Below are 21,859 nucleotides of genomic sequence, written 5' to 3' on the forward strand. Positions count from 1 at the left end.
GGTGGGGAGAATAAATTTTGGTTCTTGAAATTGACTTTTTATTCAATTAATGCGTATTCACGAGTAGGAGACTGGACGACGGGTTTTTGTCCTCGAAGTACTGAGTTACCGTTAAAAAGCTGTCGCTGGTCGATTGGCGATGGGGATAGCCAGTCTGACTCCTGCATTTGACCGCTTTGGCTATAAGCAGCAAGTGCGTTTTCGTAACATACAGCTTGTATATGAGCTTCTGGAATTCCCCTTTCTCGCATGAGATGGGCTGTTTTGGGGACAGCGAGTGGATCGCTGACTCCCCAATCAGCACTGCTGTCTACGATGATGCGATCGCATCCATAATGACGTACAACCTCAACCATGCGAGCATTTCCCATTTTGGTATTAGGGTAAATTGTAAAAGCTGCCCAAAAACCGCGATCCAGAACTTCCTGGACAGTTTCTTCATTGTTGTGATCCATAATGACTTTTGATGGATCTAATCCATGCTCGATACAGACATCCATACTGCGACTGGTGCCTGCTTTTTTGTTGCGATGAGGTGTATGAATCATCACTAGCATATCTAGTTCTTTTGCTAGTTCTAGTTGCAAGCGAAAGTATTTGTCTTCTTGTGGAGTCATATCATCGTAGCCAATTTCACCAATAGCAACGACTCCCTCTTTACAGGCATACAGAGGCAAAAGTTCCATGACTTGCTCTGCCAATGGTTCGTTATTCGCTTCTTTGGAGTTCAAGCCAATTGTACAGTAATGCCTTATACCAAACTGAGCAGCGCGGAATCGCTCCCATCCGACTAAGCTGCTAAAGTAATCTTGGAATGAACCGACGTTAGTCCGAGGTTGTCCCAACCAGAAGGCAGGTTCTATTACAGCGACAATGCCAGACTCCTGCATCTTGTGGTAATCGTCGGTTGTGCGGGAACTCATATGAATGTGAGGATCTATATACATGATGTCACTAGTGTTCCTACTTATAAAATTAAGAATTCACTTGTTGCAAGCGCTTAAGCGCTGACTAGGAAAGAGTTAAGCTGTTCCAAGTCAGATACCCGGATTGAATTTGGGCTTGTAAATCTGGATAACGGGCAAGAACCTCTTGAGCATTTGGTAAAGTACACTCAGCAGTAGCAAGTGCGGCTGCGGCTTGTTGGATTGGGTCGGGGTCTTGTATTGCTCGCTCCAAATCCCTTAAGATTGCATTGTCGGCAAATCGCCCTACAACTCGCCAAAGTTCGGGAGATACTGTGCGCTTTGCTGCCCAACGTTCATGGGCGTAGTCAACCAGCATTTTAGCGAGTTCTGGATTTGCACGCTCTTCAAGCCCCTGAATCAGATGTAAAGGACTGCTCACAAATAAAGCTTTCAATATTATCTGATTCCAAGCAAGGTCACTCAGATACTCTGCTGGATAAGGATTTCGTAAAGCCACAGCGTTGAAAACTGCTGTCATATTGCTGCGAACTCCCTCAGCGGCACGAGTGCGAAACTTTTCTGGGTAAGGTAGAAGGGGTAATGCTTGGTAAAGCGCTATTAACTCTCCGACATCAGCGGCTGTAAAAACTCGCTCCAGCGTCTGTAGATACTTCTCCTGATTGTTCTGTGGTAAAGCTAGTAGCAGTAAGGTGCGAGCAGCTTGATCTACACTCCAATAACTGGGAAACCAACCTGTCCGGACTGCTGAGGCTGCTTCTAAATCTGTTTTTGTCAGCTGTAAATCGTTTTTGCCTGTATAACGAGGCACAGCGCTAAAAGCACTAAAAAACACTGGCCTATTGACACCAGTTTTAACTTGCTTTATCTTATCATCTAGCCAGGATAAACTTTCACTAAAAATGCGTTGTGTCAGCCAGTGATGCAGTAAGCCAGAGGCAGAAACTGTAGTTTTTTCTAAATAACTTACACAAACCATTATTTTTAATATTATTAATTCTCGTTTTTTCTACCAGAAATAAGTAATTGAGTAGACAAGGATCTTATCTAAACTCAGGTTGTCTATCGAATGGAACCAGAACTTCTAGGAATACGTTCCCAAGTTGTAACCTGGGAACGAAACTAGATAAAGGTTGAGGATATGCAAAGTTATGAATGTTTAAATAGCATTTTTTGGCTATTCCTTTAAACTGAGGGCTGTTTTTTGCTGCCAATTTTTCCGCAATGTAGTAGCAGTAGCACCAATTCCCAACAAACCCAAACCTAGTAGTGAAGCAGGTTCAGGGACTTTGGTTGCGCCGTCCTTGACGACGTTTAACACTTGAACGCGCCCTTGGAAAAAATCCCCGACATACAGCTTGCCATTTTTGAGGGATGTGCCACCCGTCCAGTTAAATTTGCCTGGTCTGAGATCGAGAGGTGAACCAAAGGGTGGTTCATTTAATGCAGGAGCTGGTACAATTTCGCCAGACGCATTACGAGCAGGTTCGCCAAATGAAGTGAGGAATTTACCGTTTTTATCGAATACCTGGACGCGGCTGTTAATAGAGTCAGCCACATAAATATTTTCTTCCTCATCCACTTCTAAACCGATTGGCTGATTAAATTCTCCAGGTCCGGTACCTTGTGTACCAAATGTAAACAGAGGATTACCTTGTGGATCGAGTACCTGAACGCGGTTGTTAAACTGGTCACTTACATAGAAATTTCCACTGACTGGGGAAATTCTTAAACCTGCTGGCCCTTGAAACTGCCCAGGCTCAGTACCAGTGGTGCCAATGCTACCGATTAGCTCGCCGTCCTTAGTGTATTTATTGATTTTATCGCCGCTAAAATCACCTATATATACATAGCCATCTTTGTCGAAAGTCACACCAGATGGTCCAAAGAAAGCTCTACCCTCTTTAAGACCGCCAAATTCACCAAATGAGTTAATAAAGTTACCTTGGGGGTCGTAGACATTCACACGGTTGTTGTAAACATCACCTACATACAGATTCCCAGTCTGCGGATCGATTTCTAGAGCTGACGGCTCGTCGAATTCTCCAGGTCCTTTACCGCCCTTGCCAATTGCTCCAATATAAGTCCCTTGAGGATTGTATACTTCAACTTTGTTACCAATCTCCGGGTTAAAACTGCCGTCCGCGTTCAGACCGCGACCGTTACTGACAAGGGTATTCCCTTGGCTATCCACCGTTATGCCTTGGGGAACAAAAAGTTGCCCAGGACCAAAACCAGGGCTACCAATGTCACGCTCGTACTGTAAGCTTAACGCCATAGCTTGAGCAGCAGCTGCTGCTACCAGAAAACCGGCACCAACGAAGGCAATTGACAAATTTTTGACTAATCTCATAGTGAATATTCTGTGTTATGAGTTATACTCTTACTTGGATTGATCTTGTTCCCAGCTCTAGTCTGAGAACCTCAAATTTGAGCAGTTGCCTTATTTTTGAAACAAAGCTTTCTATTTAAGGCAGCAGCCTATTTCTTAGGCATTGCTTAGCAATGCCTAAGAAACAAGAAATTAAAGAGTCTCTACCTTAGCTAGCAATTCTTCTTGGCGTTTACGCTTCATGACTTTTGCGCCTGCTGCAGTAGCCAGTAATAAGCCCATCACAGAAGCGGGTTCGGGTACTTTCGTTGCGCCAGATTTGATATCAATCTTGACGAGTTGTCCTCCTCGTTCTCCTGGTGCGAGTCTAGCACGGTTTGAGGTATATAAATTACCATCTGGACCGAAAAATAACCCAGAAGCTGCCTCTAGTCCATTACCACTGATGATAGTTTCGCGAGTACCATCTTTGGCAATTTTGATGATAGAACCACTGATATCACCAATGATGTTACCGCCTTGTTCAATAGCCTTCCATTCTGACTGATTGATGTGTTGCAGAGCATACAAATTGCCCTCAGAATCGTAAGTTACACCAGTTAGCTGTGTAAAACCATCCGCTATGGTTTGTATTGACGACAAATCATCTGGGTTAACTGAATAGATACGTGCTTTACCTTCTGGATAAGGAAAAGCAGTGTATTCAGCAACTGTTAAACTCCCATCAGGAGCAACTGCAATACCAGTGGGAACTGATTGAGCGTTTGGATTAAATTGAAGTGCTTCTTCTGTCAGACCATCAGGAAGAGTCGGGTATACAAGGCTACTCTGGTCTAACTGTTTTGTAGGTAACGCAGCAACTTGCTCAATACCACTGCCATCAAGTCCTACCCTGTATATAACGTTAGAACCCCCATCAACCACGTAGGCTTTATCATCCTTGATTGTGAAGCCATAAGGGTTGTTAATCACATCAGAGCCATCAGGATTAAATGTGGCTTCATACTTTGCAAAATCGGCAAGACTTGTCAGCGACCCAGTGTTTAAGTCTAGTTTATAGAGTTGTCCGAGAGCAGGTGATTGTAACACCTGATCACGCAAGTTCGGATCGCCTGCTAAGCCATACAAAACATAAGCGTTGCCTTTAGAATCAAATTTGAAGTCCGCAGGACCGGCACCTTGTTCCCCAGAGGGCGATAATGCTATGGACGGGAGATTTGAGAGTACAGTTGTTTTTGTACCTTCTGGAGCAATTTTAACAACAGAACCAGTATTACCAGAACATAAAGGAATATATCCTGCGCTGGGTGATGGTATACAGTTGACTCCGCCGTTTCCGTCACCTCCAGAACCACTTTCTGCCAGATAAATATTGCCCTGTGAATCCCAGTCAAAATTGCGTGGGTTATTCAATAAGTCGGCAACTACTGACAGTGAAGCTGCTCGCGCAGCCTCTGTTCCACAAACAGTGGCAACACAAATAGAGAAAACTGTAAAGGCAAATGACTTGAATTTCATACTTAATTTAAATCGAGTGTTGGTAGTTGTGGAATGTTGTACGGTGTCAGAGATAAAGAATCCCAGTGATTGGGATGATGTGGAAATTACGCATCTACTGCGACAGCCCCTCTAGGTTGAGAGGAACTGGTATTGCACCCGCTTGAAACTTGTTGTTAAAATCGCAGGAATCTTGTTCGTGTGTTGAGCCTATTGTCTTTTACTCACTAAACAGATCTTGGATTTTCAATTCTTATGACTTGCCCTTTTCCCGGATTACCGCCTCGGTTGATCACATACAGAGCATTATCAGGACCAATAGTCAATGCACTAGGTGTCTCTAGCCCATCACCACTGAGAACAGTTATGAAGGTGCCATCAGGAGTGATTTTGATCAGACTTCCATCCAGTTTTCCTTTCCAGCCTGACTGATTCATGTGTTGCAATACATACAAGTTGCCTTGCGTGTCGAAAGCCAAGTCAATCAGTTGTGTAAAGCCATCAGCAAACACTGATAGTTGCCCATCAGCATCAACTCGGTAGATTTTTGCTCCACTTTCTGGAAAAGGAAAACCAGTAAAAATACTGACGTAATCAGCACCATCTGGACCTTTAGCGACTCCTGTAGGTACAGATTGAATCGTTATTTGCGATGGTGTTGCATTACGATCAGCGCTGGGAGGTGGTACATGTCCTCGGTCAAAATTTTGCGAGTTAGAACCAGGAAAGATTGGATTCATAACCAGCTGCTGGGGAAATACAGCAATTGTCTCCAAATGACTTCCATCGGTACCTACACTCAGCAAATCGTTTGCACCCGGATCAACAACAACAATCTTGTCGCCATCTATTAAAAAAGCCAGAGGATTACTGACAACATCGCCTCCATCAGGATTATGAGTCAGTTCATAGTTGGCTATATCGACAACAGTCGTCCACGAATTCGTCTCGAAATCGGGAGTGATAATTTTTCCTAAGTCAGTGTCACCAAGTGTGCTGTGGCGTAAGCCTGGATTTGCAGCGTACCCAACGAGAACATAAGGTTTACCTGTAGTATCAAATTTTATATCGTGAGGACCGGCGGCTCCAGTACCATCTGGAAATGCCAAGGAAGGAAGTCCAGTAAGTATACGTTTGATTGTATCATTCTCTACTTTTGATACAGCACCAGTTGTGCCAAAAAGTAAAGAACCTTGACCACTAGGTGATGGAATGCTAGGTCCATCTCCCCCCGTACCAGCCTCTGTAATATAGAGATTACCGTCAGGAGCAAAGCTTAGACCTTTCGGATTATTAAGACCGTCGGCAAGTACCGTAAAAGATGCAAGAGTGAGTTGTTCCAGTTTCATTTGTCATAACAGAGGTCGGCTTTGGATGTGATCTGCGCGCATTGCACATCGCTGACAACAAGCAGTGATGGCGTTTTTAGCCTGACGATGTGTTTATAAATGATTTGATAATTGTTATATGATGAGAGTTAGTTGTTAGTTGTTTTACAAAACGACTAACGACTAACAAGTGACTACTTAGCTTGTGGCATATAGCTCAAACCTTGAGCTAACGTATCAAGGTTGCCAGCTTTGGCTTCCAACAGACGTTTAATGTTCAAACTCTCAGAGCCAAAGTCTTCAATCTGGAGTTTACCGTGAGGCAATTGCTCGCCGACTTTCCAGAATGTAATCCGATGCTGGATGAACCCAGGTGCTTGTGGATCACCAAAAGCATAAGAGGTTGGGATGAGTAGCACCGGAGAGCGCTGATAAAACCCGTAGTCTGGATAGAAAAATTCGTGCTCCAGCAAGTACCATTTGCTTGTGGCTTGGACTCGCTGAGTCACTTTGACCTTTTGGTCATATTCATCGCGAAACTCGCCCGAAGAGTGAGTTATTTCGCCATCTGCTCGCAGCAAGTGTGCCCAATCATCCATGTTGCGCAGATCAGACAAAAACTCAACTCCCATCTCTATTGGCGCATTGACATAAACAGTGTCAGTATCAATGTAATAACGCCCTTTTGCTGCAGCACTAAGGCCAGCTTTGCGTTCCAAATTACCTTTGAGAGAACGGCACTCGGAAGTATGTACCGTGTGGATTCCCTCCATGATCAACGGACTGCGCCGTTTTGGATCGACAAAGCTGATCCAGTGTAAGTACACACCTTTTTCATCCGTTCCCGGCTCAATGTAGTCGGCAGGAAAGAGCAGGACAGGATAAACTTGATAATATTTTTGATATTCTAACCCACAATGCCACTCAATGCCGTAAAAATGCGGATGATCCAGTCTTTGGACGTGATAGTAGAGCTTTTTCTGATAACCAGAGGCAGTTCCGAGCCAGGTGTCTTCGTCAATTTGCTCTTCCATCCGGCTATAAAGCGTCCACTCACCTAGGTTTTTGAGACTGCAAAGGTATTCATAGGCAGCCTCTGGAGTGGTTGCTATATATGCTGATGTTGCAAATGTATTTCTTTCTGTTACCATTTGTCACTCCTTTAAGCCACAGCCATTGTTTTGAGATGTCTGGCTTTGAGGATTCTGTCTTCTGCCAACTGCTTAGAAGCATCGTTGGTAGTGATACCCTGCTTTTGTGCTCTGTCAAAAATGTCAAGCAGCGTGTCGTAAATGTTATTCACTTGCTTGAAAGCTCTTCCTTCGCTGTAGCCAATCATTTCGTTGTAAACGTTGATTAGCCCACCTGCATTAATGACGTAATCTGGAGCATAAAGAATTTCTTTTGCTGCCAGCATTTGACCGTGGAGTACTTCTATTCCTAGCTGATTGTTGGCAGCACCAGCAATAATTAAAGCTTTGATGCGAGGAATTGTTTCACTATTAAGAATTCCGCCTAGAGCACAAGGAGAAAAAACATCGACATCCAGAGAGTAAATTTCATCTGGCTCCACAACAGTGGCACCAAAAAGACGTTTGACTTGCTCTGTTTTCTCTGGACTGATATCGGTAACAAACAGTTTTGCTCCATGTTCATGCAGGTGTCGGCAAAGATTTTGACCGACATTGCCTAAACCTTGAACAGCAACTTTCAACCCTTTGAGGTCTTCGGTTTGTAAACGAAACTCAACTGCAGCTTTCAGTCCGAGAAAAACTCCCCAGGCTGTTACAGGAGCAGGTCCACCTGAGCACTCTTCTACCCCGACAACATATCGAGTTTCTATGCTGATTGTTCTGACATCTTCGGGGGTCAAATTGACATCTTGACCTGTAATGAATCGTCCTTTGAGACTTTCTATAAAACGTCCATAGGCTCTGAACAGGTCTTCTGTCTTATTTTCAGGATGAGCAATAATGACTGCTTTGCCTCCACCAACTGGAATGTTAGCACAAGCGGCTTTGTAAGTCATGCCACGACTGAGACGAAGAGCGTCTTTTAACGCAGCAGCTTCATTGGCATAAGGCCACAATCGTGTTGCTCCCATTGCAGGTCCCAAGCTCGTGTCATGGATAGCAATAATTGCTTTAATATCTGGGTCTTTTCCATGACAAAATAAAATCTGCTCGTGACCCATTTCTGTAACAGTTTCAAAAAGGTTCACCCTAGTCTCCTCGTATATTTATATCTTTGTAGTTAACGCTCTTTGCGCTTGCTACAAACTAATTAGACATTTGGAAATGATACTTGTGGAAATGACACATGCAATTCAGTTTTTTGGGACGGGGTGGACTTCACTCCTTGTGATGCTAGACCGGCGTTGCGTCCTTTAGATGGTGCGCGTCTATCTGGGTTAATCACGACATCAATCACGATTGGAGCAGTTGCAGCCATTGCTTGCTCTAGTGCTGAAAACAGGTCTGCCTCTTTTTTGATGCGAATTCCTTCTGCTCCCATACCGCGAGCAATCATGGCAAAATCTGCCTCTGGAATTAACGCATCTGCACCTGTGAGTCCTAACATTGCCATACCCTGATGGCTCATGTTGTAGCGAGCATCGTTGAGGACAATCCAGACGGCAGGAATTTGGTATTTTACAGCTGTGCTGATTTCATTATTCATAAGCATTGCTCCATCTCCAACGATGGCGACTGCTTTGCTATTACGTGCAGCACCGGCTCCCACAACTCCCGCAACTGCATGACCCATCGCTCCAACTCCAGTGCTGATTCGGTAACGATTTGCACTTGGAAATCGCAAGAAATGGGTTGACCAAAGGAACGAGTTACCACACTCCGCGAAGATTATGGCATTGCTGTTATTGATGATGACCTGTTGAATTGCTTCCATCAACGCCTCTGGTCTGACTGGAGAGTCTGAACCTGGTTGAATTGTCTGGCTTTCGGGACGAGGAAATGATGAAGATGTTACGGCTGCACTGGCTAAAAGGTCATCATGTTGCAATAGTGCTTGCAAAAATGCTCTAATGTCCGATTGAACAGCAAAAGTTTCCGCTTCTGGATACGCAACTCCTGGTACTGTTGGATCGATATCTACATGTACAAAGCCTCCTGGAGGAACTAACAATTTATTCCAGAAGGAAGTCGGTTCACCAAGGCGTGTTCCTAGAACGAGTGTGCGAAAAGGCGTTTGCTGTTGCATATAGGTCATTACAGAACCATGACCTCCTAAACCTGTCACCCCTACGAATTGAGGATGTTCTTCAGGAAAGATGCCTTTAGCGCGAGGTGAACACATAACTGCTGCCCCGGTTCTCTCGGCGAGTTCGAGAATTTCTTCTGCTGCGTCACGAGCACCAAAGCCTACCCAAATCGCAAATGGTCCTTCTGATAGCAACTGCGCGCATTTCACAATTGCGTCTTGAGTTGGGGCGGTCAAAGAACAATAGATTCCTTGGAACAAGGGTATCTCATCAACTGGACTTGTTTGCACTGCGGTCGGAATACTCAAGTGGGCAACAAAGCCCCCTGGTTGCGACAAACCCAGAGCAAGTTTACGAAAAATCTGTGGCAGTTGTGCAGCACTTTCCACAGTGATAGCATAGTTAAACAGCGCTCCTGGGGTAAATATTCCCCCAGCTGGCAGGGTGTCGGTGCTCGTTTCTTGTATGGCCCATCGTCCGCGCTGTGGTGAGGAGGTGCAAGCTGACAGCAAAATCACTTTTGCACCTTCACCTCTAGCAGCAAACAATCCGGTCAGAGCATTGGTTATCCCTGGTCCGGCTGTTGTAAATACTATGCTGGGACGACCAGTTGCGAAGTACGCCTCAGCTGCTGCAAAAGCAGCCCCAGCTTCGTGGCGACAGTTCATCACTTGCAAAAGGCTATTCGATAGCGCTCCCCAAATACCCGCCATCGCACCTCCGTTAACACCAAAGGCACAGGTGACTCCCAAATGTTCTATCATTCTGGCGATCGCATCTGCAACTGTTAGCGATCGCCTAGAACGTGGCTCTGTGTCAGGCAATCGCTCTTGCACAACAGGTGCATTTTTGGAGTGACTATTCGAGTCACTATCTATCTGATCTTTAGAAGACTGTACGCTATTAATTAGCTCTGACTGTGTACACTCAACTGGTTGATACACGTCGTACGGCTGAGTGCCGACTTGAGAATTTGTTTGAGTATTTTGGCTCATTGCGTCTACATATTCCCTGATTGTTGGAGAGGTGCCAGTTAACTTCCTCAGGCTGCACTTGTACACACAGCCTGATCTTTTTCGTCATGTCATCTACCATTTTTTTACATTCTTATAACCCAGGTTGATGAACACTGGGAAATGCGAATAATCACTTTTTCATCTGGAAAAAACTCGTACGGAAGAAATTAAATAACTGAAGCTGTGCTTATGGAAACAAGAGTACAGAAGCTAAAGACTTAACTGCAATGAAATATCTTTTGATTGGGTTGTCAATTTTTTTGTTTGTACTAAGTGTAATTTTTACTTACCTATTGGAACAAATTATTCCATCTTTAGGTAGTTGACAGTCTATCTTTGAGTGAAAATCTCTTCAGAAATTTTCACTTTTACACAAGAAATAGACTTACCCAAGAACAACCAAGGATAACTGATGGACAACACCGTTGCAAAAAGCGATTATGCCAATTCTTAAAATTATTAATAAAATCTTTATAGAATAGCTTAGTTTACAGAAAAAGTGCCAGATGTCATAGTGTTATTGCTGCCAAACATTTGTTAAGTATCGCTTTTGTTATCATTGCTACTAATATTGTTTACAATAAATATATCTTTGGGGGGATGATAAAGCTTGTATGCATTTTAAAAAAAAAATAGGTATTTCTTTTGACGGATGATTGCGTAAATAATTTTGTAGTTGAATTCATAGAAGACTACATCAAATAAAACAAAATTGAAAACTAATGTGTTTCCTGTATTCGAATGTTCTATCATATATAGCAGCCTGCTTAGATGTCAGTAAAAGCAGGCTGCAACTCTCCAACTTCTGGGCAGCTTTTAACATTAATGATATTGACTTTATTTGTCCATCCATATTAAATTAACTAATGATTATTAATAAGTTAAGGTTGGGCAAAGATAAACCTTAAAAGCAAATTTAGGAAATTTCGATAATAAGCCCATTAATCGCTGAAGTGCCAAACAATACAAAGAGAGCGGAAGAGGGCTATGAATCTTGGCGACTACATGTTATTTGATGCTAATTATCAATCAATACTACAGCCGGAAGAGGAGTTAAAGCTGCTACAGAATCTCATTAACCAGATTGCAGATACTGCCTTTTGTATAGGGTTGAACGCGGAAATTATCTACATTAATGATGCGATGTGCCACATGACAGAGTATTCTCGTAAAGAATTACTCTTAATGACACTGGAAGATATAGATGTAGACTTTTCGCCACAAAATTGGTTAGAGAAATGGACAGCCCTCAAGCAACAAGGCTCTCTCACCTTTAAATCCAGATACCAAACAAAAAGAGGTCGAATATTTTTAGTAGAAATCACTCTAACTTATATAGAGCACCAAGGTAGAGAATTTGGCTGTGCGTTTGCCCGCGATCGCAGCGAAGAATTAGTCAATTTGGGTGTGCAACAGTATGTCAATAGAACCCCTGATTTCAAAGAGGAGTTAGAGCAAGAAGTTATTGAATATCAAAAGACAGAAACAGAACTAGAAACATCTCTTTCCCTACTTCGTTCTACCTTAGAATCGACTGCAAATGGTATACTTGCAGTGAGCTTTGAAGGAGAAGTTCTTTGCTACAACCAGAAATTTATGGAGATGTGGCAAATTCCAAATTCGGTTAGCCTGTCAAGAAAATGTTACCGAGCGAAAGCTTTTTTTGAGAACCAAGTTAAAGACCTAGAGATTTTTCGTCAGGCTGTTTGGGAAATGTCTAGCGAGTCAGATAAAGAGAGTTATCACTTGGTGGAATTGAAGGATGGAAGAGTTTTTGCACATTACTCTGAGCCACAGCGGCTTGGCAACAAAATTATCGGTAGAGTCTGGAGTATCTGGGACGTTACTGAGTCCAGAAAAACAGAAGATGCGCTTAGACTCAATGAAGCCAGATTTCGTACTTTGGCGGAAACAACAGAAGCTAGTATTTTCCTCATCCAGGATCAGCGCATTTGCTATGTTAATCCTGCGGCAGAGGAACTGACTGGCTATTCAAAAAAAGAATTGCTGAATAATTTTAATATTAACCGACTGATCAATAGCAAAAAACTTAGGCAAGTCTACAAGCAAGATGGAGCAAGTTACAGTGAATATCAGGAGATGCAAATTCTGACAAAAAATGGTGTGGTGCGCTGGCTAGCTTGTACAGTGGGACTACTAGATGAAGTGCTGGATTTCGCGAAAAAGCCAGTCGAATTAGTAACAGCTATTGATATTACAGATTATAAACAAGCAGAATCAGAGGTTCGTCAAGCTCTAGAGCAAGCAAAACGATTGAGCGAACTTAGAGAACGCTTTGTCTCTATGCTTTGCCATCAATTTCGTACTCCGCTCAACATAGTCTCATTCTCTGCTGATTTACTCAGACGTCATATTCACCAATGGACTGAAGAAAAAAACCGTTCGTATCTAGATTTGATTCAAGTTGCAGTTCAACAAATTAGTGAACTACTAGATGAAATTCTTTTATATGGTCGGGCAGAATCTGCTAAACTAGAGTGTGTTCCAAGACCACTTAATATAGATAGATTTTGCAGCGATATAATAGCGCAGGTGCAGATAGCAAGCGGTAACCAGAAATCAATCAATTTAGTCATTCAAGGTAACTGCTCTACTCCTTATTTAGATCCGAAACTGCTACAGCATATATTAACTAACTTACTCTCGAATGCTATCAAATATTCACCGACCAATAGCACAGTGAATTTTAGACTTTGCTGTAAAAGTGAAGAAACAATTTTTCAAATTCAAGATTCAGGTATTGGTATCCCCATAGTTGATCAACAGCAAATATTCGAGCCATTCTATCGTGGTAGCAATGTTGACAATATACCAGGTACTGGACTGGGTTTATCGATTGTTAAAACCTTAGTTAATTTACATGGCGGTGAAATTACCGTGGAAAGCGTGGTTGGTGTTGGCACGACATTTACTGTCAAATTACCATCAGTTCACTCTTAACTCTTATCCTAAACTCGACACACAATTCACTCATCCTTTGCTCCCTGTAATTTATTCTTCTAATTGAACATGATGCACGAATCATCAAAAAAAATTCTTATCATTGAAGATAATGCCATAACCCGCAATATCTTCTTAGACGGTCTTGAGGCTGAAGGTTTTGATACTATAGGTGCTGAAAATGGTAGTGTTGGTATCCTAAAAGCACAAGAGTGTTTACCCGATTTAGTGATTTGTGATATTATGATGCCGGATATGGACGGTTTTGCTGTTCTTAGCATGCTGCGCCAAGATCCTGTAACTGCAATTATGCCTTTTATTTTCCTAACCGGTAGCGCTAGTCACGCATCTCTTCGCAAAGGCATGGAATTGGGAGCTGATGATTATCTTACCAAGCCTTGTACAGTACAGCAATTGTTAAGGGCTATAGCAATCAGACTAGAAAAGCAAGCAAAACTTATGCAGTACTGGTACACTGCTTGTTGCCAAAATTTATCAGCACCAGTTGCAGCAGGTACAACTTCATCAGTGGATTCAGAATCTATCTTTCCTTCGGTACCACAACTTAAAGAAGTATTCGACTATATAGAGGCACATTACGACCAAGGTATCACTTTGTGTGACGTAGCGGAAGCTGTGGGTTACTCTTCAGCTTACTTGACTAATAGAGTGGCAAAAATCACAGGAGAAACAGTCAACGTCTGGATTGTTAAGCGTCGGATGTCAGCAGCACGTTGTTTACTCCAAGATACAGATCAAACAATCGAGCAAATTGCTTCAGCGCTGGGCTATCAAAATGCGTGTCATTTTTCCCGTCAGTTTCGTCAACATCACGGTATCCCTCCCCAAACCTGGAGAAAAGAACATCAAATGATTCGACATTGCAAAGTCGAAGTTTGACACTGTGTTGTTGTCTGTATGAATTTTGAAGCAAAGTTTTGTCATACTGCCAAATCTAAGGCAGTATTTTCATTATGGCAATATCGATTGATATGAAATCCGGATGATTACAATGTTGGGAGCAGAAAGCCCACGGCGCGTCTTTCCGTGTGGATGAATGCGTGGCAAATGCGCGTTGCCGCATATATAGCTATAAATCCGCGCATCTTGTACAAATGTAGGAGTCGTAGTAAGAGCTTCGATAAATCTCTGTTCAACGCCGTCGGGCAGTCGGTGTAAGCTTGTAGAGGGTAAAGTAATCTGAAACGTTGCTGTAGGTCGCAATCTTTAGGGCATTTTAGGTCTCCCTGTGTTCGCGCAGCGTGCCCGATAGGGCTTAGCAAGAATCCCACGGCTTTAAATCAAAACGAGCTAACGCCGAGTTTTGATCGCCGTGGGAGTGTCAATTATCGTATACGGGGACTGAACAAAATTACAACCGTTCCAAGCAGGGAGATTGTAACGCCAAGTAAGTCCCACTTATCTGGTTTGACACCTTCAGCCAACCACAACCAAACCAGAGATGAGAGGATGTAGATACCACCGTAAGCGGCGTATACTCTTCCAGCATTTGAAGCATCTACTTTGGTTAGAGCAAAAGCAAACATGATCAAAGCTAAGACTCCTGGAACAATCCACAAGATGCTCTTTCCAAGTCTCAACCATACCCAGAAGGCGTAGCAACCGGAGATTTCTCCAATAGCAGCAATTAAGAAGAAGACAAGTGTTTGCATTTTCAGTAAAGGTTTAATTCTCCAAGATCTCCAATAATTGCTCTTCACTCAACTGAGAAATTCCCAACTCTTGCGCCTTTACTAACTTAGAACCCGCCTCTTTCCCGACAACCAAATAATCTGTTTTCTTGCTCACAGAATCTGTCACCTTACCACCAGCTTTTTGGATAAACGTCTTTGCTTCATCTCGCTTTAAGGTGGGAAGCGTACCGGTAATCACAAAAGTTTTCCCAGCAAACTTTTGATGACTCTGACTCGCTTGTGTTTCTTCCACTGTACTCGCAAATTGCAAACCAGTATCTTTCAAGCGAGAAATCAAAGTTTGATTTGCACTAATGTCGAACCACTGGTGTACAGACTGGGCTATTTCCTCGCCGATACCGTAGACAGATTCAATCTCAGCGCTTGAAGCTTGCGCCAACTGTTCGACTGTGGGAAACTTCTGTGTCAATAATTGAGCATTCACGCTACCAACGTGACGAATACCTAAACCATACAACACGCGTGACCAAGGTTGGTTTTTTGATTGGGCGATCGCCTCCACTAACTTCTGCGCCAACTTTTTCCCCATTCGTTCTAATTCACATAACGTTTCTTCTGTCAAGCTATACAAATCAGCAACAGAATGTACTACTCTTCTATCCACGAGTTGATGCACCAGTTTTTCGCCCATACCTCTGATATCTAAAGCATCGCGACTTACCCAATGTTCAATCGCTCCTTTAAGGATAGCCGGACAAGAAGCATTAACGCAGCGAGTCACCGCTTCTCCCATTTCTCTAATCACAGGTTGTCCGCAAACTGGACAATGGGAAGGCATAACAAAGATTTGAGTATTATCAGGACGGAGTTCTTTAAGAACTCGCACCACTTCTGGAATAATTTCCCCAGCTTTACGGACAATGACTGTATCACCAATACGAATATCTAATTGAGCAATACGGTCAGCATTATGTAGGGTAGCACGAGAAACCGTAGTTCCTGCGAGTTGTACAGGGCGCATTTGAGCCAGAGGAGTCAGCGCCCCTGTTCTTCCTACATTCACAGCAATATTTTCTACACGAGTGGGTGCTTCTTCTGCTGCATATTTTAAGGCGATCGCCCAACGAGGAAACTTTTGCGTAAACCCCAGTTGTTCCTGAAGCTTAAAAGAATTTAGCTTAACGACAACACCATCTGTCATGTAAGCCAGATTCAACCTTTGAGTGTCCCAGTATTCATAATACTGTGCAACATCATCCATAGAAGGACAAAGCTTATGATTAGGGTTAACGCGAAACCCCAAATTTTGTAATAATTCCAGAGCTTCCCACTGGGTATTAGCAATACTAGCATCATCTCTACCAGGAATATGTAGCGTGTAGGCAAAGAAATCTAACCGCCGTCGGGCTACAATTTGAGAATCTAGTTGTCTTAAGGTACCCGCAGCAGCGTTTCGAGGATTAGCAAAGACTGTTTCACCTGCTTTTTGCCTTTCCTGATTGATTTGTTTAAACACTTCCAAAGGCAAAAACGCTTCACCCCGCACTTCTATTCTCTGTAGAGACGTTGCATGCAACGTCTCTACTTCTTCTAGATTTAAGCGCAAGGGAATTGAGCGAATAGTCCGCACATTTTGGGTGATATCTTCACCCGTAACTCCATCACCCCTAGTTGCGCCTCTGGTAAGAATACCATTTTCATATGTCAACGCTAAAGCAGAACCGTCAATTTTCAGTTCGCAGACATACTCTACTTCTCCTACCTTAGGTGCTTGTCGCCGCCAGCGTCCTTCCCATGCCTTTAGTTCTTCAATGTTAAACGCATTTTCTAAACTATATAGTGGGACATTGTGACGAACTGAGATAAATTGAGTTGCTGGTTTCTCTCCCACTCGTTGAGTCGGGCTATCAGGTGTGATTAATTCTGGATATTGATTTTCCAGCTGTTGCAATTCTCGATATAGCTGATCGTAAACTGGGTCCTCCATAATGGGAGAATCGAGGACGTAGTAGGCGTAGCTCGCTTTTTGTAGTAATTGTCGCAGTTCTTGAACGCGTTGTTTAGCTTCTGTGTTTATCGCTTGTACTAAATCCATTTGATTTTACTTTACCACTGGATTATAAAATAAAAATATGCAGTCACGGAATTAAACTTAAAACGCTAAGCGCGAATATCTACCTTTAATACTTCTGGTTTCTATGCTATCCATAATGGCGATAGCGTTTGCGTAGCGCCCCCTGCGGGGCTAGCGCTGCTGCTTTCAGCAGATCGCACGGCATCGTACAAAGGAGAACGAGTGCAACTAGTAGTGCGCCAAACCAACAATGCTTGGTTAATCAACTTTTAAATTCATCTTCTTTTCCTCTTCCTATGGGCCAAGGGCGCACGCTGCGCTAATGCGTTCTTTGCACGGCAGTTGCTACAACGGGGGGAACCCCAACGCCAGATACCTACGGAGGGAAACCCTCCTGCAGTACTGGCTCCGCAACGCACTGCCTCGTCTTTGTGGTTTTTTTTCTACCCCTCAGGCGTTGCCTTGGTAGAGTACTAGCGCCCATTAGGGGTTTACGTCGAACTTAGCTATAATCCATATAGTGCGATACTCTCAATTACAAGGTCTGTGCTTGAATAAGCTTGCTTGCAAATGAAAGTCAATGTTAAGTTTTGAATGTTTGATGGTTGTAAGCGCTTTTGTACCTGCTGAGTTAACTCAGACGTAATGTCAAAATTAAACTTTTTTATCCCTTGCTTTGGACTTGGTACATCAAAAAAATTGAGCGAACCGATGTAGTAAGTATCGATTTCAGCAATTTCTTGAAGGCTTGGTAGATTTAGATAAACGCTGTAGCTTTGTCTTGGTTGAGCTTGATATGCGATTTGAACTTCTAGCAAATAATCTTTTTGGGACCTAGCTGTATTAATTTCCAAAGGGGTGGATAAAGGAAAACAGATTTGTGTTGGTGTAAATTGATTATCTGTCAATTTTGTTTTAACTGTTTGAGAGGAAATAAGCTTTGCTTGCATCCGATCTTGATTTGCAACATTGAAAGACGAGAGGGTATTCACTGAAACCTCTTTATGAATTTGACCAATTTTATTTGGCAATAAGTGTGCTTGTGTATTATTAGGTAACAGTATAATTGAGATAACCAATATAACTAAAAACAGAGGAAAAATCAGCTGACTTATAACTTTTTTACCCATAGTAGATAATTTTAGTAGATAATTTTGTCAGGAGCTACTATTTATTCAATCTTACTACACGCAAAATTCAATGGTGTTTTGTTGACACTCAGTCAATATAGTTGAGTTAAACTAGAGATGACTTTTGGTGCTACAACAAATAAAAGTGATCATGTACCTCATAGAGTTGAAGTGAGGTAATAGTGATCACTTGAAATCGGTTGAGTCAAATATTGTACAAGTTCGTAACCATAGGGAAAATAGCGTCTATTGTTTGTAGTTGCGCTTTAGCGCTACAGATGCGAAGCAGCTTCCGATAAAAGGTAAGAATTCAGCACCCAGGAGTCAGGAGCCAGAATTTGTCAGGATCTAGGATAATTGGTATATTCATTCATCAAACATTCTCCTGATTCTTTAACTATTCTGAGTCCTGGATTCTGGCTCCTGAATTCTTACGATAAAAGTAGCGCAACTACAAGCTCACGCTGGCTTGCTGAGTGTAATATTCTCAATGTAAATTTCCTCTTTTGGAGCAATACTGTCTGAGACGAACTTCACCTCTATATTTTCTACTTGAGGCTTTGTCAATTCAGATAACTGTGTATTAACTTCATTAGTGATGTCAAAAACAAAGGTTTTGCTGTTTTCCTCTGCGTTGTGTAGTTCAAAGAAATTCACAGAACCAACATAATAGTGTTCTATATCACTGATGACGCTAGAAAGTGACTTGATACGAGGCAAATTGACATAGACATTATAGTTGCCGATTGGTCGTTTTGTGAAAGACAATTTAACTTCCAGCAAATATTGTTCTGGTTGTACAGGTGTTGTTACAGTACGAGCTTCTGATGATACTAGACGCTTTTGCAGAGGTGTAGACAATGGTACGGTAACATCTGTCAATTTATCTAAGCTTTGATGAAGCTGTTGCTTAACAGCCAGAATCCTGGGTTGTAAAGCTTCTCTTGCACTCAATTGTGTTGATTGTACGACACGACCTCTGACTACTGCTGTTTTTGCATCTGGATCTAGCTGATCGTATTGATAGTCTACACTGTAGATTCCTTTGATGATGTTAGCCGGAGTGTTGTAACTCACTAGATTGTTATTTTCATCGGCAAAGGTATATATTTGAGCTAAATTCGATGGTAAGGACAAATCCTGAACTGTTGCTTTTCTTTTCTCTGGATTTACTGCTTGCCAAGACTCCCAGTAGCGGTCGATATTAGAGTGATGAATCCAAAAGATTGGATCAAATCCTGCAGTCTCAACATCCGTCATCAACCCAAAATTACCATCAGGAGATGGTTGATTATTCCAGATAGGATTGGGTACATTACCAACAACACCACCAATGTAACCGTGCATTTCACCATGAGGAGAGTTGTTGATTTGATTGCTAAAGTTGAACAGGGGATTCTTGGTTTGATTAAAGCTATCAGCCCCGTATGCGTTGTTTTTATCCTTCTTGATCTGTTGTTGTTTGCTTGATTCAACAGCTCCACCTACAAAATTGAGAACACTATTCCTCAAATTTGTGTACAGAGAGCTAGATGTTGTCACAAATTGTGAGGGTATAGTTCTTTGATCTGCCCTAGTATAATCCCAGTAAGGAATTGCAAATTGAGGATTGTCAGGAGAGAGTTTACGAACAATTTTCTCAAAGTAAATTAAGTAGAGTCGATGCCAAGGTAAAAAGTGCTGATCGGCAATTTGACTTATTGGTAAGTTTAAATTTTGATCCGGTAACCCATGAGTGCAATGTTGCCAAGCATTTAAGAGTTTTTGTACCTCCAGTTTTTGCTGTGGATCATTGAATGCAATTTGAGTATATTTACTACAGAGTGAGTTACTTTGGGGAAACTTCGTCAAACTTGGAACCCAATGTATTGCACCTTGGTAATACCAGCTTTTAGGATTTTCGCAAGCCAAAGCTCGCATTTTTGCTAAGGCATTTACTAGTGAGTCTAAATCCTTTTTACCTTTGTCAGAGAAAACACTGCTGCGAGTAAATTGTATCTGTGCAACCTGAGCAGGTTGGGTATTTGGCTGGACAGATTGAGCATAGACTTGACTTGGCGCTAGCAGCGTGCTAACTGTAGTAAATACTACTAATATCACAGTGCTCAGTAACTTCTTCATCATTTTTTTGAACGTTCTGATAACGTACTATTCAAAGGACTTAAGTAAGCTGCGAAACTCTCTAACGAGAAGGCATGAAGCTCCATCTCTGCACAATCAAGGTACTGATATTCCTCTCAAAAATTATCTCCAGACGAACCAAAACTCATTGCAGGATGCCATGTATTGAGTCTTTGTTTGTCGTGAGTTTTTGATTTGGGAATATAGTCTGATAAAGTATGACAGTCTGTCATACTTGAAGTGACTTGATTTTAGCAAGATATATTATGATTTCATGTTTTTAATTTATTTAAATTAACAAAATTTTCAACTCCCAATTATTAAGTGGAATGAAACAGCCTACTTTTTCAAAAAGGGGGGAGATGTCAACTCAATAGACGGATGCAAAGAATTCCAGTGTAATTCGTACTCTTCCTCAATAAGTTCCTGTCCCCAAAGCATCTGTTTATGATGCTCTACTGTTTTGACAAATCCTGCTGAGTGATACAATTTTCCTGCAACGGGTAGTTCACTGATTGTCTTTAGGAAAATGGAAGTGTATCCACAATGCTTTGCAAATTCTAAAGCTTCATTGAGGAGTCTATGCCCAATTCCTCGACCTCTGACAACTGGATCAACAAGTAACCAACGTAACTGTGCTCTAGCTTCAGAGGCTTTGATCACACCAATACATCCCACTAATTTTCCCTCAAGTTCAGCTAGCCATAGCCGCTCTTTACTGAAATCAAGATACTTGCAAAAGTGTACTAGTGTTTGAGCTACATATCCTTCAAATGTGTAGTCGAATCCATACTCTTGGGCATAAATGGTACCGTGTAACTGTAAGATGCGTCCAAGGTCACCAGGTTGTAAATCGTACCTCAAGGATATAAGTAAATTTTCTTTATGATTCGCTGCAAGACTCATAACAAAACCTCTCCAGACAACGCTGTACACTTTTAGATACAACTACAGCCTAGAAAACATGTGTTCATATGTCTTGAACGTTTTTGACTTTGAGTCGGTATTGTCCTGGAGTAATCCCTACATAACGCTTGAAATGTCTAGTAAGATGACTTTGATCGGCAAAGCCAACTGCTAATGCTACCTCAGAAATAGATTGTTCTTGCAAAAGTAAGGCTTTGGCGCGTCGGATGCGAACTTGAGTTTGAAACGCATGAGGAGGTAACCCTATTTCTTTACGAAAGACGCGAACTAAGTAGGAGGGATTCAGGTTGGTGAGATGAGCAAGTTGTTCTAGGGAAGTATCTTGCTCAAAGTACGCCTCCAGATATTCTCGCACCCGCATGACTGCTTTACTTTCTTGTCTGATTCGTCTTAAGTTAAAAGAACAGTCTGCATAGCGTGCAATTAGATATGTAAATGCTTGGAAAAATTTGGATTCGCGTTCTAGCCGAGAAGCCGATTGTTCAAGAGTAAGATGCAGGTTACAAAAGAGATTAGTCAGATGTCTGTCATTGATGACAGGGAATGGAAAGTAGGGAATAGCTCGATAGTCATTAAGATTTTCGTCAATAACATTTTGTAGTAAAGTCGGATTAGGATACATTGCTCGGTAGCTACACCCAGTTTCACCTCTTGCCGCAAGGAGGCTCCCAC

The 21,859-nt window shown here is 42.3% G+C and carries 16 protein-coding genes; 2 read left to right on the forward strand and 14 right to left on the reverse strand.

Translation table 11 applies throughout. The annotated features are described in order from the left end of the window. Positions 1–38: 38 nt before the first annotated feature. The 8 genes from DP117_RS24990 to scyA all read right to left on the reverse strand — a co-directional run bounded on the left by DP117_RS24990 (position 39) and on the right by scyA (position 10,298). The gene (locus DP117_RS24990; protein ID WP_169220936.1) at positions 39–947 is read right to left on the reverse strand and encodes a TatD family hydrolase; all 909 of its coding nucleotides are present in this window, start codon (positions 945–947) and stop codon (positions 39–41) included. 64 nt (positions 948–1,011) lie between these two features. Beyond that, on the reverse strand, positions 1,012–1,905 hold the full coding sequence (locus DP117_RS24995; RefSeq protein WP_169220937.1) for an EboA family metabolite traffic protein: 894 nt from the start codon (positions 1,903–1,905) through the stop codon (positions 1,012–1,014). Positions 1,906–2,103: 198 nt separating this feature from the next. Next, positions 2,104–3,279, reverse strand: coding sequence for a scytonemin biosynthesis PEP-CTERM protein ScyF (scyF, locus tag DP117_RS25000; RefSeq protein ID WP_169220938.1), 1,176 nt, complete (start codon positions 3,277–3,279; stop codon positions 2,104–2,106). Positions 3,280–3,450: 171 nt separating this feature from the next. Further along, positions 3,451–4,776, reverse strand: coding sequence for a ScyD/ScyE family protein (locus tag DP117_RS25005; protein ID WP_169220939.1), 1,326 nt, complete (start codon positions 4,774–4,776; stop codon positions 3,451–3,453). 206 nt (positions 4,777–4,982) lie between these two features. Then, entirely contained in the window at positions 4,983–6,104 is a 1,122-nt protein-coding gene (locus DP117_RS25010) for a ScyD/ScyE family protein (protein WP_169220940.1), read from the reverse strand. Positions 6,105–6,277: 173 nt separating this feature from the next. Continuing rightward, positions 6,278–7,234: a scytonemin biosynthesis cyclase/decarboxylase ScyC gene (gene scyC, locus DP117_RS25015; RefSeq protein ID WP_169220941.1), complete on the reverse strand. Its 957-nt coding sequence runs from the start codon at positions 7,232–7,234 to the stop codon at positions 6,278–6,280. A gap of 11 nt (positions 7,235–7,245) precedes the next feature. Beyond that, positions 7,246–8,304, reverse strand: a complete 1,059-nt coding sequence (gene scyB / locus DP117_RS25020) for a tryptophan dehydrogenase ScyB (protein WP_169220942.1) — start codon at positions 8,302–8,304, stop codon at positions 7,246–7,248. 62 nt (positions 8,305–8,366) lie between these two features. After that, entirely contained in the window at positions 8,367–10,298 is a 1,932-nt protein-coding gene (scyA, locus tag DP117_RS25025) for a scytonemin biosynthesis protein ScyA (RefSeq protein ID WP_169220943.1), read from the reverse strand. A gap of 1,008 nt (positions 10,299–11,306) precedes the next feature. Here scyA and DP117_RS25030 point away from each other — a divergent pair. After that, positions 11,307–13,280 (forward strand): scytonemin biosynthesis sensor histidine kinase, encoded by a 1,974-nt coding sequence (locus tag DP117_RS25030; protein ID WP_169220944.1) that lies wholly within the window; start codon positions 11,307–11,309, stop codon positions 13,278–13,280. Between the two features lie 69 nt (positions 13,281–13,349). Then, positions 13,350–14,180 (forward strand): DNA-binding response regulator, encoded by an 831-nt coding sequence (locus DP117_RS25035; RefSeq protein ID WP_169220945.1) that lies wholly within the window; start codon positions 13,350–13,352, stop codon positions 14,178–14,180. 446 nt (positions 14,181–14,626) lie between these two features. On the opposite strand, the gene DP117_RS25040 is transcribed toward DP117_RS25035, so the two are convergent. The 6 genes from DP117_RS25040 to DP117_RS25065 form a co-directional block, all read right to left on the reverse strand. Continuing rightward, the gene (locus tag DP117_RS25040) at positions 14,627–14,953 is read right to left on the reverse strand and encodes a YnfA family protein (RefSeq protein ID WP_169220946.1); all 327 of its coding nucleotides are present in this window, start codon (positions 14,951–14,953) and stop codon (positions 14,627–14,629) included. A gap of 13 nt (positions 14,954–14,966) precedes the next feature. Then, the gene (ligA, locus tag DP117_RS25045) at positions 14,967–17,030 is read right to left on the reverse strand and encodes an NAD-dependent DNA ligase LigA (protein WP_169220947.1); all 2,064 of its coding nucleotides are present in this window, start codon (positions 17,028–17,030) and stop codon (positions 14,967–14,969) included. Positions 17,031–17,515: 485 nt separating this feature from the next. Then, complete coding sequence (locus DP117_RS25050; RefSeq protein ID WP_169220948.1) at positions 17,516–18,139, reverse strand: hypothetical protein; 624 nt, start codon at positions 18,137–18,139, stop codon at positions 17,516–17,518. 459 nt (positions 18,140–18,598) lie between these two features. Further along, entirely contained in the window at positions 18,599–20,239 is a 1,641-nt protein-coding gene (locus DP117_RS25055) for a tyrosinase family protein (RefSeq protein WP_169220949.1), read from the reverse strand. 360 nt (positions 20,240–20,599) lie between these two features. Beyond that, the gene (locus DP117_RS25060) at positions 20,600–21,166 is read right to left on the reverse strand and encodes a GNAT family N-acetyltransferase (protein ID WP_169220950.1); all 567 of its coding nucleotides are present in this window, start codon (positions 21,164–21,166) and stop codon (positions 20,600–20,602) included. A gap of 64 nt (positions 21,167–21,230) precedes the next feature. After that, positions 21,231–21,859: AraC family transcriptional regulator (locus tag DP117_RS25065; protein WP_169220951.1), on the reverse strand; the 629-nt coding region annotated here is incomplete at its 5' end.

This window comes from Brasilonema sp. UFV-L1, from assembly GCF_012912105.1.
Classification (GTDB): domain Bacteria; phylum Cyanobacteriota; class Cyanobacteriia; order Cyanobacteriales; family Nostocaceae; genus Brasilonema.

Excerpts from the sequence above, each read along its gene's own strand:
- DP117_RS24990 (WP_169220936.1), bottom strand. The coding sequence starts at position 947 with ATGTATATAGATCCTCACATTCATATGAGTTCCCGCACAACCGACGAT.
- DP117_RS24995 (WP_169220937.1), bottom strand. The coding sequence starts at position 1,905 with ATGGTTTGTGTAAGTTATTTAGAAAAAACTACAGTTTCTGCCTCTGGC.
- scyF (WP_169220938.1), bottom strand. The coding sequence starts at position 3,279 with ATGAGATTAGTCAAAAATTTGTCAATTGCCTTCGTTGGTGCCGGTTTT.
- DP117_RS25005 (WP_169220939.1), bottom strand. The coding sequence starts at position 4,776 with ATGAAATTCAAGTCATTTGCCTTTACAGTTTTCTCTATTTGTGTTGCC.
- DP117_RS25010 (WP_169220940.1), bottom strand. The coding sequence starts at position 6,104 with ATGAAACTGGAACAACTCACTCTTGCATCTTTTACGGTACTTGCCGAC.
- scyC (WP_169220941.1), bottom strand. The coding sequence starts at position 7,234 with ATGGTAACAGAAAGAAATACATTTGCAACATCAGCATATATAGCAACC.
- scyA (WP_169220943.1), bottom strand. The coding sequence starts at position 10,298 with ATGAGCCAAAATACTCAAACAAATTCTCAAGTCGGCACTCAGCCGTAC.
- DP117_RS25030 (WP_169220944.1), top strand. The coding sequence starts at position 11,307 with ATGAATCTTGGCGACTACATGTTATTTGATGCTAATTATCAATCAATA.
- DP117_RS25035 (WP_169220945.1), top strand. The coding sequence starts at position 13,350 with ATGATGCACGAATCATCAAAAAAAATTCTTATCATTGAAGATAATGCC.
- DP117_RS25040 (WP_169220946.1), bottom strand. The coding sequence starts at position 14,953 with ATGCAAACACTTGTCTTCTTCTTAATTGCTGCTATTGGAGAAATCTCC.
- ligA (WP_169220947.1), bottom strand. The coding sequence starts at position 17,030 with ATGGATTTAGTACAAGCGATAAACACAGAAGCTAAACAACGCGTTCAA.
- DP117_RS25050 (WP_169220948.1), bottom strand. The coding sequence starts at position 18,139 with ATGGGTAAAAAAGTTATAAGTCAGCTGATTTTTCCTCTGTTTTTAGTT.
- DP117_RS25060 (WP_169220950.1), bottom strand. The coding sequence starts at position 21,166 with ATGAGTCTTGCAGCGAATCATAAAGAAAATTTACTTATATCCTTGAGG.